We start from the raw sequence: 18203 nt of genomic DNA on the forward strand, positions 1-18203 counted from the left end.
TTTCCATTAATAAAGAAATGGAATGATGCGTTTGCGCTTTCCTACCGCCTCATCACCAAACTCCTCCCGATAACGGCGGTGAATGGCATCGGCACGGGGAACAAGGTTGGCAAACGTCCACCAGACGAACACCCAGGCGGCGGGAGAAGCTGTGAGTATGGCAAACCCCGTCCATTCCACCAGTTCACCGAAGTAATTGGCAGAAGTGACGTATCGGTAAAGTCCTTTTCCGGGAAGATAATGCTTCGTATCACCCGGCCTGCGCAGATGACGTATCACATAGTCAGAATGCAAATTGACGAACATACCCGCAAAAAACAGAATGACTCCCAACAAGGCATGAGGTTTCAACAAATAGGCCCAGCCATCGGCATACAAGCCTTCGGGAGCGAAATAGAACAAACCGCCCGCCTGCATCATCCCGTTCAAAAGGTTGAAGACGATACCCATCGCCATAATAGCTACCGGCATCCGGCTTTTACCTTTCAGCAGGAACGGAAAAATAAAGGCCCGCTGAAGATAGTGCAACTGAAACAGCAGGAAGAAGAAATATACCGGCACGGCAAATCCCGCTCCACTCTTCCCCCACAACCCAAACATGACGATGAATACCGGCGCTTCCATAAGCACCCACGCCAATTTATTATTGATGGAGATTCCCCACGAGGCAGTACGGAACATGCCATAACCCGCTTTGACAAAATAGAGTGCAATAAAGACAACCAATGCCACAGCACTCATTACCCACAGAAATATCTGAAAAGTTTCCTGATTCATAGTTCTTTATTTATGCGAAGCAAAGATAAAGAAAACTCACAACAAACAAATCGTTTTCCCCGGATAATTGTTTTTTCATGCAAAAACCAGTGTTTTTTACTGAGAAGATTAAGCAGTAGAGATACGAAAATCTAATCGTTCCATCATGGAGTAAATTTCATTCCACCATGGAGAAAAAATCGTTCCACCATGGTGGAACGATTTTTCCCCCGTGATGGAACGATTTAAAAGATACAAGTCTAATACTTACCGTTTCTTAATGGGCACATAAGCCACCTCATCCAAAACATTCTTATAGGCAGGACGGATAATACGCTTACCTTCAAAGTTCAATTCTTCATTGCGATGTGCACACCAACCGACAATACGTGCCATGGCAAACAAAGGCGTGAAGATTTCCTGCGGCAGCCCAATCATCTCGTAGACAAAGCCCGAATAGAAATCCACATTGCTCGAAACCGTCTTTCCATTATTCTTCACACGGCCAAACACATCAATGGCGCGCTCCTCGAGCAGTTCAAGGAAAGCGAACTCACGTTCTTTCCCTTTTTCGCGGGCAAGGTCGCGGGCAAGCTCCTTCAGCAGAATGGCGCGCGGGTCGGAAATGGTATAGACGGCATGTCCGATACCATATATCAAACCGGTCTTGTTATAGACTTCCTTGTTGAGCATGCGGGTGAAGTAAGTATCAATCTCATCCACGTTCGTCCAGTCCTGAATGTTTTCCTGCAGATGGTGGAACATATCGGCAACCTGAATATTGGCACCTCCATGAAGCGGCCCTTTCAAGGAACCGATACCTGCCGCTATCGAAGAGTAAGTATCCGTCCCGGTAGAAGAAGTGACACGTACGGTAAAAGTGGAGTTGTTACCACCACCGTGCTCGGCCTGAAGAACCAACAGCAGGTCGAGTGTGCGGGCATCCAGCTCCGTGTAGTCCTTCTTCAGCATATAGAGGAAATTCTCGGCAATGGAAAGGTTTTCCTGCGGATGGCGGATATGCAATGAACGGCCATGGGTGGCATGGCGAAGCATGTTATAGGCATACGCAATGATGGTCGGGAATTTCGAAATAAGCTCAATGCTCTGCCGCATCAGATTATCGCGGGAAGTGTCATCTGCATCAGGGTCAAAACGATACATCTCGAGCACGCTGCGCGCCAGGATGTTCATAATGTTGTTTCCTTCAAGTTCAATGATATTCATCTTGGTCTTCTGTTCCAGCGGCATGTTGTCGTTGATGAGCTCACGGAAAGAAGAGAGTTCTTCCTTGTCGGGCAGGCGACCGGAAAGCAACAAGTAGGCAATTTCCTCAAAACCGAAACGCTTCTCTTTGATGATGGCGTGTGCCAAGTCATCCACATCATAACCGCGGTAGAACAATTTGCCGGGAATAGGCTTCAGCCCTCCACCGGGGATGCGTTCATAGCCGACCACATTGCCTATTTTGGTCAACCCCACCAAGACTCCCGTGCCGTCCTCATTACGCAAACCGCGCTTCACATCAAACTTCCTGAACAGTTCATTCTCAATCCGGGTAGCTTCCTTCAAATCTTCGGAAAGCTTGTAAATCAGATACTCCTTCTTCATAATCGTTTCGTTTTATTCGTTATTCCCATTTTCTATTCTCCTTACAATCTCCCGGGTGAAAGCCGAAGTGGACAGCGAGACGCCACCCGGCATAAAACGGGCCAAGTCGGCAGTAGCACGGGCTTCTGTGAAACTTTGCTCCAAGGCGTTCTCTATAAGAGAGGCTGCTTCCTTCCAACCCAGATATTCAAGCATCATCACAGCGGAAAGGATGATGGAACAGGGATTCACAATGTCTTTCCCGGCAATGTTCGGAGCCGTCCCGTGAGTAGCCTCAAAAATGGCATGCCCCGTTTTATAGTTGATATTCGCACCCGGTGCAATGCCGATGCCGCCTACCATGGCAGCCAGTTGGTCGGACACATAATCGCCGTTCAGATTCAACGTGGCAATCACGGAATATTCTTCAGGGATAAGCAACGTGTTCTGCAAGAATGCATCGGCAATGCAGTCCTTGATGACCAGACGCCCTTCTGCCAGCTCTTTACCAAACTCACGTTCTGCCAGTTCGTACCCCCACTTCTTGAAGCCGCCTTCCGTAAATTTCATGATGTTTCCTTTGTGTACCAACGTCACGGAAGGCAGATGATGCTCAAGGGCGTATTGGCAGGCGGCACGCACCAAGCGCTCTGTTCCTTCTCTTGAAACGGGCTTCACGCCAAACGAGGAGGTTTCGGGAAAACGGACTTTTGTCACCCCCATGTCATCATGGAGAAAACGATAGAACTTTTCAGCCTCCGGAGTTCCGGCTTCCCATTCGATGCCTGCATAAATATCCTCGGTATTCTCACGGAATACGTACATATCCACCTTCTGCGGCTCTTTGAGTGGAGAAACAATGCCCTTATACCAACGTACCGGACGTTGGCAGACATACAAATCGAGCGTCTGACGCAAGGCTACGTTCAAGGAACGGATACCTCCGCCGACGGGAGTTGTCAAAGGACCTTTGATGCCCACCTTATAGGTACGGAAGGCTTCCATGGTTTCGTCCGGCAACCAGGAACCGGTTTCGTGGAAGGCACGTTCTCCTGCCAGCACTTCTTTCCATTCAATGCCACGCCGGTCACCATAGGATTTCTTGACAGCGGCATTCACGACAGCCTGCATGGATGGGGTCACTTCTGCTCCCACCCCATCGCCGGTAATAAAAGGTACAGTAATTTTTTCCATATTCTATCTTGCATTAAGTGCAGAACCGGCCCGGAACCAGGCTATCTGCTGTTCGTTATACGTATGTTGTACTTCAAAACTTTCTTTACTCCCGTCCTCGTGATGAAGAACCACCTTCAACGTGCGTCCCGGAGCAAAATCTTTCAAACCCATGACAGAAATCAGGTCGCGTTCCCGAATCTTGTCATAATCGGCCTTATCCGTAAAGGTCAACGCCAACATGCCTTGTTTCTTTAAATTCGTCTCATGGATACGGGCAAAGCTTTTCGCCAAAATGACGCGTACATTCAGGAAACGTGGTTCCATGGCAGCATGCTCACGGCTGGAACCTTCACCATAATTCTCTTCGGCAACGACAATGGAAGGGATGCCTTCGGATTTATACAATTTCGCCGTGCCTGACACCGTTCCATAGGTATTGGTAGAGCGATTCCAGACACTATTCGTCTCTCCATTGAAAGCATTGACAGCTCCCATCAGCATATTATCCGAAATATTCTCCAGATGTCCCCGGAAACGGAGCCATGGCCCTGCCATGGAAATGTGGTCGGTGGTACATTTCCCCTGCACTTTAATCAATAAAGGCATATTCAGCAAATCCATGCTATCCCAGGCAGGGAAGGGAGTCAGCAGTTGCAAGCGCTGTGAATGAGGATTGACCGTAATTTCCGTCTGTCCTTTGCCTGGAGCAATGTATCCTTCCTTTCCTCCTATAAACCCGTGTGCCGGCAGTTCTTCACCGACCGGTTCGGACAGTTTCACAACCTCTCCTTTGGCATTGACCAGCGTATCCCTCAACGGGTCGAAACAAAGGTCACCGGCAATGGTCAGCGCCATCGTTATCTCCGGGGAAGCGACGTAAGCAAAAGTGTTGGGATTTCCATCGGCACGTTTGGCAAAATTACGGTTAAAAGAGGTGACGATGGAATTTTTGCGTTCGGGGTCATCAGTATCGCGCTTCCACTGGCCAATACAAGGTCCGCAGGCATTCGCCATTATCGTTGCGCCAATATCTTCGAAAGCGGCAATCATGCCGTCGCGTTCAGCAGTGGCACGTATCTGCTCCGAACCGGGGTTGACAATCAGCGGAGAAGCAACCTTCAAATTCTTTTCCTTTACCTGCCGGGCAAGGGAGGCTGCGCGGCTCAAATCCTGATAGGACGAATTGGTGCACGACCCTATCAGGCCGACTTCCATCCGGCGGGGATAGTTATTGGTTATCACTACCTCGGCAAATTTCGATATCGGTGTTGCTGCATCCGGCGTAAAGGGCCCGTTGATATACGGTTCCAATAGCGAGAGGTCTATTTCAATGATGCGGTCGTAATATTTTTCCGGATTTGCCAGCACTTCGTCGTCGGCGCGAAGGTCGGCAGCTACGGAAGCAGCCATTTTTGCCACTTCTTCACGTCCGGTAGCCTTCAAGTAGGTACCCATACGCTCATCGTAAGGGAAAAGGGAGGTAGTCGCCCCCACCTCTGCCCCCATATTGCAGATGGTAGCCTTTCCAGTGGCAGACAATGAAGCGGTTCCCGGTCCAAAATATTCAATGATGGCATTGGTTCCCCCTTTTACAGTAAGAATACCCGCCAACTTCAGAATAACATCTTTGGGAGCTACCCAGCCACTCAATTTACCCTTCAAGTGTACGCCTATCAGACGCGGCATTTTCAGTTCCCATTCCATGCCGGTCATCACATCCACCGCATCGGCACCACCCACACCAATGGCCACCATGCCCAAACCTCCGGCATTGGGCGTATGAGAGTCCGTGCCTACCATCATTCCACCCGGAAATGCGTAGTTCTCCAATACCACCTGGTGAATAATGCCTGCTCCCGGCTGCCAAAAACCTATGCCATAGCGGGAAGAAACATCACGGAGAAAATTATAGACCTCCTCGTTGGTCTTCGTAGCAGTCGCAACATCTTCTTTTGCACCTTTATATGCTTGAATCAAATGGTCACAATGCACAGTGGAAGGCACGGCAACCTGCTCACGGCCTGCATTCATAAATTGCAATAAGGCCATTTGAGCCGTTGCATCCTGCATGGCCACACGGTCGGGACGGAAATTCACATAGTCTTCTCCCCGTCTGTAGTTCTTCACTTTATCCCCATCATACAAATGAGCATACAAAATTTTCTCCGCTAAAGTCATCGGACGCCGCAGTACGTTCCGTACGCGTTCTATCTTCTCCGAATAAGCGGCATAAAACGTTTTGAGCATCGTTAAATCATATACCATAACCACTATTTTTTAGTTTTTCATTATTGTAAAGATTACAAATTAATATCATAAACAAATAAAAAGGCTGAATAGTTTAACAAAATAAAGCATTTTTTCCGTCGGAAGCGAAGAATGATTACCTTTGCAACCATGAAGGAACAAGATTCAAATAGTCCTATTATTCACCTCCAGCAGCAACAACTTTTGCTGCGCATGGAATACGAATACGAAAAAGAGGAATTCAAACGCCAAACCGAAAACATGGGAGTTGCCCGGAAAGTGAAACGGGGACTTTGCTGGTATCCTGCCACTCCGGGACGAAGTTACTATAATTCACTGAATCAATTAGTAATAGAAATTACACACACAGAAAATACCTATATAGAACATAATTTTGAGTTCGGCCGTCCCGTATGTTTTTTCCGCCAGTCTGCCGATGGGAAAATAACCTATATGAACTTCACCGCTACCGTAAGCTATGCCGACGAGACACGGATGGTAGCGATAATGCCCGGAGCCGGTGCCGTTATGGAAGTGCAGGAAACGGACAACCTCGGCGTGCAACTTTATTTCGACGAAACATCCTATCGGACCATGTTCGAAGCCTTGGAAGATACGTTACGCTCCAAAGGCAACCGCCTGGCCGAATTGCGGGACATATTGCTGGGAACCTCGAAAGCCGGTTTCCGAGAGCTCTACCCCGTACGGTTTCCCTGGCTGAACTCCACGCAGGAGACAGCTGTAAACAAAGTGCTGTGTGCCCGCGACGTGGCCATTGTACATGGTCCTCCGGGAACCGGAAAAACGACCACCTTAGTGGAAGCCATCTACGAAACCCTGCATCGGGAACCGCAGGTACTGGTATGTGCCCAAAGCAATACCGCCGTCGACTGGATTTCGGAAAAACTTGTGGACCGTGGCGTCAATGTCCTGCGTATCGGCAATCCGACCCGTGTCAACGACAAGATGCTTTCCTTTACCTACGAGCGTCGTTTCGAGAACCATCCACTTTATCCGGAACTGTGGAGCATCCGGAAAAATCTCCGTGAACTGGGCAGCCGTGCCCGCCGTGGCAGCTATGACGAACGCGAAGGAGTACGCAGCCGTATGAGCCGCCTGCGCGACCGCGCCACCGCATTGGAAATACAAATCAATTCAGAGCTTTTTGATGGGGCACATGTCATAGCCTCCACGCTGGTAAGCAGCAATCACCGGCTGCTGAACGGACGCCGTTTCGGCACCCTTTTCATTGATGAAGCAGCCCAGGCCTTAGAGGCTGCCTGCTGGATAGCCATCCGAAAGGCAGACCGCGTGGTGTTGGCGGGTGACCACTGCCAACTTCCGCCCACCATAAAATGCTACGAAGCCGCCCGTGGAGGTCTGGAACGAACATTGATGGAGAAAGTGGTGTCCAACAAACCTGCCGTTGTCTCTTTGCTGAAAGTGCAATACCGCATGCACGAGGAAATCATGAAATTTCCTTCCCAATGGTTTTATAATAGCGAGTTGGAAGCCGCTCCCGAAGTGCGTTACCGGGGCATCCTGGACTGGGATACCCCCATCCACTGGATTGACACCTCCGAAATGGATTTCAAAGAAGAATTTGTGGGAGAGACTTTCGGGCGCATTAATAAGGCGGAAGCGGACCTGCTCCTATCAGAACTGAAAATCTACATCAACCGTATCGGTGGCAACCGCATTCTGGAAGAAAAAATAGACATCGGCATCATCTCCCCTTACAAGGCACAAGTGCAATATCTCCGCAGCAAGATAAAGGCAGACGCTTCACTCAAGCCTTATCGCAGCTTGTTCACTGTAAATACGGTGGATGGCTTCCAAGGGCAAGAGCGCGATGTTATCTTCATTAGCCTTGTCCGTGCCAACGAAGAAGGACAGATAGGATTCCTGAATGATTTAAGGAGAATGAATGTAGCCATCACCCGGGCACGTATGAAGCTGGTAATATTGGGAGAGGCAGAGACGCTGAAACATCACGGTTTTTACCGGAAGCTATTGGAGTTTATTCAAAATATAGGGAATCAATAATAAAGAAATACCCCCTCCGGTAACACCGAAGAGGGTATTTCACCTATTTATATAAAGCTGATTAATTGTTTTCCGGACGAAGTTTACGAACTGTAACAGCTGTCTGCCACATTTCGCTTTCACGCAAGGCTTTCAATTCTGCATTCAGCTTCTCACGATAATCGGGTTTGGAGTTACTGTCGATAGAAATCTGGGCTTCGTTGCCCGACTTCACACTTGCATACAATTTCTGTACAACCGGCTTGATGGCATCATGGAACGGGGTCATCCAATCCAGCGCACCACGCTGTGCCGTAGTAGAACAGTTGGCATACATCCAGTCCATACCGTTCTTGGCAAACAATGGCATCAAAGATTGAGTCAACTCTTCCACTGTTTCATTGAATGCTTCAGAAGGAGTATGGCCGTTTTCGCGCAATACTTCATACTGAGCCAACAGCAATCCCTGGATAGCACCCATCAATGAACCGCGTTCACCGGTCAAGTCGGAAGTGGCTTCGCGGATGAAAGTTGTCTCGAACAAATATCCCGAACCGATGCCGATACCCAGTGCAATCGTCTTGTCAAAAGCTTTACCCGTAGCATCCTGATAGACGGCATATGATGAGTTCAAGCCACGACCCTCGAGGAACATGGTACGAAGTGAAGTACCGGAACCTTTGGGAGCAACCATAATAACATCAATATCTTTAGGAGGAACCACGCCGGTACGGTCGTTCCAGGTAATAGCAAAACCATGAGAGAAGTAAAGAGCCTTTCCGGGAGTCAAGTAAGGTTTGATAGTCGGCCATACAGACATTACAGCTGCGTCAGACAACAGACACATGACGATAGTACCTTTCTGACAAGCCTCTTCGATGCCGAACAAAGTCTCACCCGGTACCCATCCGTCAGCCACAGCCTTTTCGTATGTCTTGCCCGGACGTTGTCCTACAATCACATTGAAACCGTTATCACGCAAGTTGCAAGCCTGGCCCGGGCCTTGTACGCCATAACCGATTACTGCAATTGTTTCATCTTTCAAAATCTCACGTGCTTTTTCCAAAGGAAATTCTTCGCGGGTCATTACATTCTCAATAACACCACCAAAATTCAATTGTGCCATTTTTTGTTTTAATTTTTATTTGTGGCTACGCCAACGTTGATAAATTTATTTATTTCTCTGTAAATATCACTTTAGAGCGACAGACCACTTCGCTGCCATTCTTTTTCACCTCCACATCGTAAACGCCCTCACCGGCATCATCCATGAACAAAGTCAACTCATCCCCATAATAGCTTTCGGCTACATATGCCATTTCAAAACGACGGATGCGCTTCTCCTTATACATCTCTATCGGGAACAAATCAAGGATATGCTCGATGTAACGGATGCTGTTCACATGCCCGTTAATGTCAATATCACTGTATTTGGCTACCAAAGCAGCAACCGGTTCCTTTGAGGCCACCTTTATCCGCGAAGGTTTTTCTATCGGGCAAGGCTCATCGCAAACATAATCTACAATGCTGCCACTATGAAGAGCCAGCAAATCTGCCGGCTTACGGGTATTCATGCTAATCATCGCCCAAACGGAACGTGCATACCCAATCTTCTTGCCCTCCTTATCGATGATAGCGAAATTACGGTCTGTAAAAAGGCGATAGACATTCTCCACCCAAGTCTGAATGGAGAAATCTTCGTACTGATAAGGCATTTCATCCAGTTCGACAGCCAGACGGGACAATACCCAAGTATAATTGTCCTCGTTTAGAGTCGCGATGCCAAAACCGCGGTCGCTGGCATGGAAACCCGCACAATTCAACAAATGGTTGCCCAATACTCCCATTGTCAGCCGTCCGGTAAAGTCGACATGAAACGGTTCGGCAACAAACTTGTAGGTACCTATTTTATTGTTCTCGCTCATCATGATTCCTGGTGTTTACTTTGACGATATTTTGCTTCACGGTCCGCCAGATATTCATTGACACGCTCAAAGCAGCTGGTCGTAATGGCTACGCGACCCGAACGGACGAACTGAAGTACGCAATCCAACTGGCGCAACTCCTCATAAAGATTAGTTATTTCCTCACTCATGCCATTCTTCTCAACAATGGCAAATACAGCATTCACCTCCACAATACGGGCATTGTACTTACGGATTACTTTGGACACCTCCGGTTTTTCTTCCAGCGTAGGGGTCGTTATTTTATAAAGGGCAATCTCGTGCTGATAGATTTCATCATCCGTGAAATAATGGGCTTGCAGCACATCTATTTTCTTGGTAATCTGCTTGGTCACCTTTTCAATGGTATCCTTGTCCGTCCAAGCGGTAATGGTATATTTATGTACCCCCTTGATGGAGGAGGCCGATACATTCAAACTCTCGATGTTTATCTGCCGGCGGGTAAACACAGCCGTCACCTGATTCAGCAAACCGGCAAAGTTTTCCGAATGAACAATGATTGTATATAGTTTTTTATCCATAGATAGAGTAAATTCTTTAATTTCGCATGACTTCAGCATTCCAACAACATCTGATTGACCGCCCCCCCCGGAGGTGTCATCGGCATTACATTTCCTTCTTCCTCCACACAAGCTTCGAGCAGGAACGGTCCGTCAGTTACTATCATCTCTTCAATCGCTTTTGCCAACTCCTCACGGGTCATTACCCTGCGTGCAGGAATATCATATGCCGAAGCAATCTTCATATAATCCGGATTCATCATCGGAGTAAACGAATAGCGACGATTGAAGAACATCGCCTGCCATTGACGAACATTACCCAAGAAGTTATTGTTCAACAGAATCATCTTCACCGGAGCCTTTTGTTCCATGATGGTACCCAGCTCCTGCAGGTTCATCTGCAAGCCGCCGTCTCCCATGAATACGCATACCGTGCGGTCCGGACGTCCAAAAGTGGCACCGATAGCTGCCGGAAGGCCGAAGCCCATAGTACCCAGGCCACCGGAAGTAACAATGCTACGTTCCTTGCTGTATTTGAAATAACGGGCGGACATCATCTGATTCTGGCCGACATCAGTCACCAATATCGCCTCGTTATGGGTAGCCTCACTCACAGCACGCACCACCTCACCCATGCTTAGCGCTTTTCCTGCCGGATGTAATTCCGGACGGATTACCTTTTCCTCTTCCACTTCCTCGTATTGCCGGAAACTGTCAATCCATTCCTGATGGTTGGCGGGTTCCAGCAATTGGGTAACGGCAGCCAGTGTCTCTTTGCAATCTCCCAGGACAGCAACATCGGTCTTTACATTCTTATCTATTTCGGCAGGGTCAATATCAAAGTGGATAATCTTCGCCTGCTTGGCATATGTTTCCAATTTACCCGTCACACGGTCATCAAAGCGCATGCCTACGGCGATAAGGACATCACATTTATTGGTATTGATATTGGGCCCCAGGTTACCGTGCATACCAAGCATTCCTTTGTTCAACGGATGGTTCGTAGGTAATGCGGAAAGTCCCAATAAAGTGCATCCGGCAGGCATTCCGGCTTTCTCAATGAAAGCACGAAGCTCTTGCTGGGCTTCTCCCAGCTCCACGCCTTGTCCTACCAGCACCAAAGGCCGTTCCGCACCATTTATTAATTCAGCAGCCTTCCGTATGGCCTCCGGCTCCATTTCGGGAACGGGAAGATAGCTACGGACATAGTCCACCTTAGTAGGCGCATATTCTGTTTTCTCCACTTGGGCGTTTTTAGCAAAATCCAGCACGACCGGTCCCGGACGTCCGCTCTTTGCCACATAGAAAGCACGTGCCACTGCCCAGGCCACATCTTCTGCACGACGAATCTGGTAACTCCATTTCGTGATAGGCTGAGTAATGCCTACCAAGTCCACTTCCTGAAATGCATCCGTACCCAAGAAGTTCGTCCCTACCTGGCCGGCAATGACAACGATAGGCGTACTGTCAATCATGGCATCTGCAATGCCCGTGATAGTATTGGTAGCACCTGGTCCACTGGTAACCAGACAAACGCCAACCTCGCCCGACACACGTGCAAAGCCTTGCGCCGCATGGGTGGCTCCTTGTTCATGGCGAACCAGGATATGGTTCAATTCCTTCCGGTGGTCGTATAAGGCATCGAATACCGGCATGATGCTCCCTCCCGGATAACCGAAAATAGTCTTTACTCCCTGATGCTCCAGAGAGCGCATCAATGCTTCTGCGCCTGTTATTAGAGCCTCACCCCGACCCTCTCCTTGGGAGAGGGAGGAAAAGTTACTCTTTTTATTATTATCAGCCATACTTTATCTTTTTATTAAAAACTTCGGAAATTTGTATCATTCCCTCCTCCCCTCTCTTTCGGAGAGGGGTCGGGGGTGAGGCCTTTAATCAATCAACCTCACAGCCCCTTTGTCAGCGGAACTCACCATACTGGCATATGCTTTCAATGCTTTGGAGACTTCACGGTTGCGGGTTACCGGAGTCATAGGGCGTGCTGCAAGCTCTTCATCCGTCAACTTCACATTGATAGAACGGTTCGGTATATCAATTTCGATAATATCCCCATCCTTAATCTTACCGATATTACCACCGGCAGCCGCTTCGGGAGAAACATGTCCGATACTCAGTCCGGAAGTACCACCACTAAAACGCCCGTCAGTAATCAATGCACACTCCTTACCCAGATGGCGGGATTTGATATAAGAAGTAGGATAAAGCATCTCCTGCATACCCGGTCCACCTTTCGGTCCTTCGTGAGTAATGACGACGACGTCTCCACTGACTACCTTTCCACCCAAAATACCATCGCAAGCCGCATCTTGTGAGTCGAAAACTTTCGCCGGCCCCGTAAATTTCCAGATACTCTCGTCTACACCGGCAGTCTTAACAACGCAACCGTCCTGAGCTATATTTCCTTTCAAAACCGCCAGACCGCCATCCTTGCTGTATGCATGTTCCAAATCACGGATACAACCGGTCGCACGGTCCGTATCGAGTTCCTTATAAGACGCATTTTGTGAGCCGAGTACCAGATTGAACTTTCCGGCTGCCGCACTGGAGTATTTCTTGATTGCCTCTTTACATACATTAGGGCTGGTAATACTATACCGGTCGATTGCCTCTGCCAACGTCATTCCATCCACACGGCGGACATTCGTATCGACCAATCCGCCCTTGGCAAGCTCATCCATGATGGCAATGATGCCACCGGCACGGTTAACGTCTTGTACATGATACTTTTGGGTATTGGGAGCCACCTTGCATAAGCAGGGGGTCTTGCGGGAGAGCATGTCAATGTCGTCCATCTTAAAATCCGCTCCAGCTTCGTGAGCCACAGCCAACAAATGAAGTACCGTATTAGTGGAACCGCCCATCGCAATATCCAGCGTCATGGCATTCAAAAATGCCTCGCGGGTAGCAATACTGCGCGGGAGTACACTCTCATCCCCTTCTTCATAATATCTAAAGGCATTCTCTACAATCAACCTGGCTGCATCCTCAAATAGTTTCTTGCGATTTTCGTGAGTGGCTACAATCGTGCCGTTACCGGGCAGTGCCAATCCAATCGCTTCATTCAAGCAATTCATGGAATTAGCGGTAAACATGCCTGAGCAGCATCCGCAAGTGGGGCAGGCATGTTGCTCAATCTGTGCCACCTCTTTATCGCCCACACTTTCATCAGCAGATTTAATCATGGCATCAATCAAATCCAAATGCTGTCCGTTCCATTCCCCGGCTTCCATCGGACCGCCTGAAACAAACACAGTCGGTATATTCAGCCTCATAGCCGCCATCAGCATCCCCGGAGTAATCTTGTCACAGTTACTGATACAAACCATAGCATCTGCCTTATGGGCATTTACCATATACTCCACACTATCGGCAATGATATCCCTTGAAGGCAGGGAATAAAGCATTCCGTCGTGCCCCATAGCGATACCGTCGTCAATGGCAATCGTATTGAACTCCGCAGCAAAACATCCCCGCTTTTCAATCTCTTCCTTTACAAACTGGCCTATTTCGTGCAGGTGTACATGCCCGGGGACGAATTGTGTAAAGGAATTGACTATAGCTATAATGGGCTTACCCATCTGTTCTTTCTTCATACCATTCGCCGTCCACAATGCACGGGCTCCCGCCATGCGACGACCTTGTGTGCTGAACGAGCTGCGTAACTGATGCTTCATTTTCAAATCTCCTTTTAATGAAAAAGCCTCTCCCACTATAGTGAGAAAGGCTTAATAAATTATCTTCTAACATACGAATACATACATAACCTTTCTCACGCTCTTGATGCCACCACCACGACGCGAATAATATGCAGGACTGCCAGGTTAATAGATGTATGTAAATTCATAACTTAATTCTTCTTTTTTGTTTCAAATGTGCTGCAAAGGTAAGGGCTTTTTTATAATCTCCAAACAAATTGAATAAAAAAATAAGATAAATATGAATAATCGTAAGAAAATATCGTCCTAAAATCCTATTTTATCACTTAACAGTTCTAAATAGAACCATTCGGACAGCCAATGTAAATGTATTGCCAATCATTGAAACCATTTAATAATCTGAAAATTACCAAAGGCTCTCTACATCCCGAAACAAATAATTCGTATCTTTGTCTCTTCAAATACTCAAAAAAACAGTATTTACTAATTAAATAAAGATAGAAAATTAATGGAAACAGTAGAAAACAAGTACATCACCGTAGCATATAAGCTGTACTCAATCGAAAACGGAGAAAAAGATTTCGAAGAAGAAGCACCCGTAGAGCATCCTTTTCAGTTTATCTCAGGGCTGGGAATGACACTCGAACCCTTTGAAGCCCAGATAAAAGACTTGCAGATAGGCGATAAATTCGACTTTACCATTCCGGCATCAGAAGCTTATGGTGAATATGACGACGACCATGTTATTGACCTCCCCAAAGAAATCTTTATGATAGAAGGGAAATTCGACAGCGATCGTGTAGTAGAAGGTGCCGTTATCCCCTTGATGACTTCTGAAGGTCAACGCATCAACGGAAGTGTGGTAGAAGTGAAGGAAGATATCGTCGTAATGGATATGAACCATCCGCTCGCAGGTTGTGACTTGAACTTCACTGGAGAAGTAGTGGAAAGCCGCCTGGCTACAAACGAAGAACTTGCCGAAGTCGCCCGTATGATGGGTGGCGGTTGCGGCAGCTGCGGTTGTGGTGACTGTGGCGATGGATGCGGCGACCATGAATGTGGAGGCGGATGCTGCCACTAAAGAATTAAAAATTAAAGAATTAGAAATTAAGGAACCAAGCTACACTGTATTAAGCATGCCGCATGGTAATTCTTTAATTTTTAATTCTTTAATTTCTATATTATTTACTTGTCATTATTTCCAATACCAACTTATCCGTTTCATTCATTCCTTTGGAACCTATTTTTGTCAGATTGCGGATACTCTGATCCACATCCTCATCAATAATACCTTCTACGGAAGTTACACAACGGTTTTCCATGGCCATGATGGCTGAAAGCACTGCGGTTGAAACTCCGGTAGTTACTTTCAAGGCACAACTGGGTTTGGCACCATCACAAATCATTCCGGTAAGATTGGCAATCATGTTCTGCACAGCATATGCCACTTGTTCATAAGTTCCTCCCATTAGCCAGGTTATACCGCAACTGGAACCCGTGGCAGCAACCACACAACCGCATAAGGCGGATAACCGTCCCAAACTCTGCTTGATATAGATTACTGTCAAATGGCTCAACATCAAGGCACGTATCAATTCTTCTTCTGATTTCCCGTTTTCTTCGGCATAGACTAGTACGGGAAGGGTAGCGGATATCCCTTGATTACCACTGCCGGAATTACTCATCACTGGAATCATAGCTCCTGCCATACGGGCATCACATGCTCCCGAAGTGTAAGAAAGGATATGAGAGAAGACACTGTCGCCCATAATCCGGTGTTCGTAAGTGCCACGTAGGATTTTACCCAGACCATGACCGTATTCACCTTCGAAGGAACGTTCAGCGGCAGTCTTGTTCAGTCGTGCCGTATCAAGAATAAAACGGATGTCGTCTAATGGGGTTGTCATGGCGAAGTCATACACTTTGCGTAAAGTCAAGTCCAATACATCCTCCTCCTCTTCGAAGCAAGAAGCGGTTTGTTTGTCCAGCAGGATGTCCCCGTTGTGCGTTATATAAGTAAAGCAAGTATGTCCACCAGCAATAATGGCGGTTGCCTTGTCCGTATCGGCTTCACAGCAGACTTCTATATAAAGTTTCTCTTCTATATCGTCTTTTAAGGATATATGGATACGCTTTTCTTCTATGAAACGCTTTCCTGCCTCCACTGCATCAGGGGTACTGTCTTTCAAAACCTCCAATTGATATGCCGACTTGCCTATTAAAGCGCCAAGTGCCACAGCAATCGGTAATCCAATCATCCCCGTACCAGGAATACCCACTCCCATTGCATTCTTCAGAATATTGGCACTCAGCAATACGGTTATCTTTTCGGGACGCTTATTCAACACTTCCACAGCCTTTGCTACACACAATGCTACAGCTATAGGTTCTGTACAACCAATGGCAGGGACGACCTCGTTCTTGACAAGGGTAATGATTTGCAGTCTTTCCGTTTCAGTCATATTTATTCAAATTTGATGCAGGCAAAGATAATGTATTTTATTCTATAATAAAACGAACAAAAAAATAAAAAAGAGGATTCCAAGCACAGAACCCTCTTTATAGATAAAGAAAAATCTTTTCTTATTTTTTATAAGAATTGTCACCAAGACTTATACCTAAATTGAATCTGGTAGTAACATTCCAAATTCCTTCTATTTCAGTCATTGAGTTCAAGGCTGTCAGCATCTGGATCATATTCCACAAAGGTATACTCTGTCCCCAGAATTCAATGTTCGTGTTCTTTAACAACATATCTACATCAGGTAACATCGGATAGAGAGCAGGCATAAAAATATCAAATAAATCCTTATCCAGATAGATAGAGAGATCATTTACCGTTCTTACGAGCTCTTCCTCGTTCTTTATCTCCAATTGGGTAGTTCTATAGTTCAAGGGGAAACCATCGATTACATAGCCAATCAGTTTTTCAATATCACTATCGGAAATTTTAGAAATATCTAACTTTTTCAGCATATTATCATCTTCAAGTCCAGCCAACAACTGACCCAACAAATTCTTGATGTCAGCTCCACTCATGCTCTTCACCATTTCTATAATCTGCAAAATAGCTTCCGGAGTCACTTGAGAATCCTCAGCATCTTTCAATGCTTCGGTTACAATGGCAGGAATATTCAGCACAACATAGATATGCTCACCCTTCACATACCAATAAGCCAGATTTGCAGGAGAAGATTTCCAAACAATGCCGTCCGTTGAAGGGAGCTGTCCCATACCGGCCATAATCATCTGATCCATAGTAATGTTTATTTCTTCTGCATAGCTGGCTACAATAGAACCGTCAGCTTTGAACTCCACATCTTTCAAAAGCTGTATCATAGCCGCAGATAGGACATTTGTCCCTACTGTCGAGATATTATCCGCTGCAATCCCTGCATTACCACCTTCTCCATAAGGCGATACCCAAGTCAATCTTCCCGGAGCATAAATATTGGTTCTATCTTTAGAATCAGCATAATAAACAGCATCACACAACTGATATTTCTTCACGATATCTCCTACAAACTCCGTAGAAACCGTAACTGCAGCTTTCCCTTCTAATGTGATAGTACCCGAAACTTTCACATTCGTAGAGCTAAGCAGCACCCAAGCCGCCTTAGTAGCAGGCGTTACACTTTTCTCGCCTTGAAACTTAAAAGTACCGTCTGTCTGTTCAACAACAGTCACATTAATTTCTATTTCATCTGCACCTCTAACCACTTTATTCAACGTCAAAATACCATTCTGCGCATCGGTCATCGCTAATTTCATACTAGCATCAGAACTTGTTGGAATATTAGTTTCCAGTTCCAGATTTTCAGCTGTAATAATCTGATTAGGCACTTTCTTCCAATTTTCATCGTCATCATCACTACAAGCCGTGAATAAACTCATTGAACAGATCAATGCAAATAAATAAAATAAATTCTTTTTCATACTTTTTTGAGTACTTGTTTAGTTAATAAAAAGCTTCCCAAGGGAGCTATTAATTTCCCATTTTAAATTAAAGGTGCAAAGTAACACTTTTTAAGGTTACAGTACAAGGTCTTTTCTAAAAAATAGATGTTCCTTTTTTCATCATTACGAGTGAAATTCCGATGTATATTTCATAAAGAGTAAGCCATTTTTATAAAGAACAAACCATTAGCCAAACTCTGGTAAAGGCAGGCAACTTTATACGGAAAGGATTTTTTATCTTATTTCCTTAAACGTTTTATGAAAAAAGTTGTTATCTTTATAAAGTCAAAAGCATTTCCTATAAAGCGTATTGG

The 18203-nt window shown here is 46.4% G+C and carries 13 protein-coding genes; 2 read left to right on the plus strand and 11 right to left on the minus strand.

The features are described 5' to 3' along the window. Positions 1-6 precede the first annotated feature (6 nt). From H1A11_RS11735 to H1A11_RS11750, 4 genes are all read right to left on the minus strand, one after another. Entirely contained in the window at positions 7-777 is a 771-nt protein-coding gene (locus H1A11_RS11735; protein ID WP_138345763.1) for a DUF1295 domain-containing protein, read from the minus strand. Between the two features lie 246 nt (positions 778-1023). After that, positions 1024-2367, minus strand: coding sequence for a citrate/2-methylcitrate synthase (locus H1A11_RS11740; RefSeq protein WP_131225394.1), 1344 nt, complete (start codon positions 2365-2367; stop codon positions 1024-1026). A gap of 12 nt (positions 2368-2379) precedes the next feature. Next, on the minus strand, positions 2380-3540 hold the full coding sequence (gene icd, locus H1A11_RS11745) for an NADP-dependent isocitrate dehydrogenase (RefSeq protein ID WP_138345024.1): 1161 nt from the start codon (positions 3538-3540) through the stop codon (positions 2380-2382). 3 nt (positions 3541-3543) lie between these two features. Further along, a complete protein-coding gene (locus tag H1A11_RS11750) occupies positions 3544-5787 on the minus strand; it encodes an aconitate hydratase (protein ID WP_131225396.1) in 2244 nt (747 codons plus the stop codon). A gap of 132 nt (positions 5788-5919) precedes the next feature. On the opposite strand from H1A11_RS11750, the gene H1A11_RS11755 reads away from it, so the two are divergent. After that, a complete protein-coding gene (locus tag H1A11_RS11755; protein ID WP_174647213.1) occupies positions 5920-7815 on the plus strand; it encodes an AAA domain-containing protein in 1896 nt (631 codons plus the stop codon). A 61-nt stretch (positions 7816-7876) separates the two neighbouring features. Here H1A11_RS11755 and ilvC read toward each other — a convergent pair whose 3' ends face one another. The 5 genes from ilvC to ilvD form a co-directional block, all read right to left on the minus strand. Continuing rightward, a complete protein-coding gene (gene ilvC, locus H1A11_RS11760) occupies positions 7877-8920 on the minus strand; it encodes a ketol-acid reductoisomerase (RefSeq protein WP_005833131.1) in 1044 nt (347 codons plus the stop codon). Between the two features lie 49 nt (positions 8921-8969). Beyond that, positions 8970-9719 (minus strand): acyl-[acyl-carrier-protein] thioesterase, encoded by a 750-nt coding sequence (locus H1A11_RS11765; protein ID WP_034523242.1) that lies wholly within the window; start codon positions 9717-9719, stop codon positions 8970-8972. Beyond that, positions 9719-10279 carry an acetolactate synthase small subunit gene (gene ilvN, locus H1A11_RS11770; RefSeq protein WP_005833135.1) on the minus strand — a complete coding sequence of 187 codons (561 nt, stop codon included), beginning with the start codon at positions 10277-10279 and terminating at the stop codon, positions 9719-9721. The genes H1A11_RS11765 and ilvN overlap by 1 nt, the downstream gene beginning before the upstream one ends. A gap of 32 nt (positions 10280-10311) precedes the next feature. Further along, positions 10312-12063, minus strand: a complete 1752-nt coding sequence (gene ilvB, locus H1A11_RS11775; RefSeq protein WP_131225398.1) for a biosynthetic-type acetolactate synthase large subunit — start codon at positions 12061-12063, stop codon at positions 10312-10314. Between the two features lie 84 nt (positions 12064-12147). Beyond that, positions 12148-13950 carry a dihydroxy-acid dehydratase gene (ilvD, locus tag H1A11_RS11780; RefSeq protein ID WP_057281611.1) on the minus strand — a complete coding sequence of 601 codons (1803 nt, stop codon included), beginning with the start codon at positions 13948-13950 and terminating at the stop codon, positions 12148-12150. 490 nt (positions 13951-14440) lie between these two features. On the opposite strand from ilvD, the gene H1A11_RS11785 reads away from it, so the two are divergent. Further along, entirely contained in the window at positions 14441-15013 is a 573-nt protein-coding gene (locus tag H1A11_RS11785) for a peptidylprolyl isomerase (RefSeq protein WP_117600018.1), read from the plus strand. A 100-nt stretch (positions 15014-15113) separates the two neighbouring features. On the opposite strand, the gene H1A11_RS11790 is transcribed toward H1A11_RS11785, so the two are convergent. Further along, positions 15114-16394 (minus strand): serine dehydratase subunit alpha family protein, encoded by a 1281-nt coding sequence (locus H1A11_RS11790; protein ID WP_117964105.1) that lies wholly within the window; start codon positions 16392-16394, stop codon positions 15114-15116. 121 nt (positions 16395-16515) lie between these two features. Next, positions 16516-17868, minus strand: coding sequence for a DUF4925 domain-containing protein (locus H1A11_RS11795; protein ID WP_117600016.1), 1353 nt, complete (start codon positions 17866-17868; stop codon positions 16516-16518). Between the last annotated feature and the right edge of the window lie 335 nt (positions 17869-18203).

Origin of the sequence: Bacteroides sp. CACC 737, assembly GCF_013874375.1 — a bacterium.
Lineage (GTDB): Bacteria > Bacteroidota > Bacteroidia > Bacteroidales > Bacteroidaceae > Bacteroides > Bacteroides uniformis.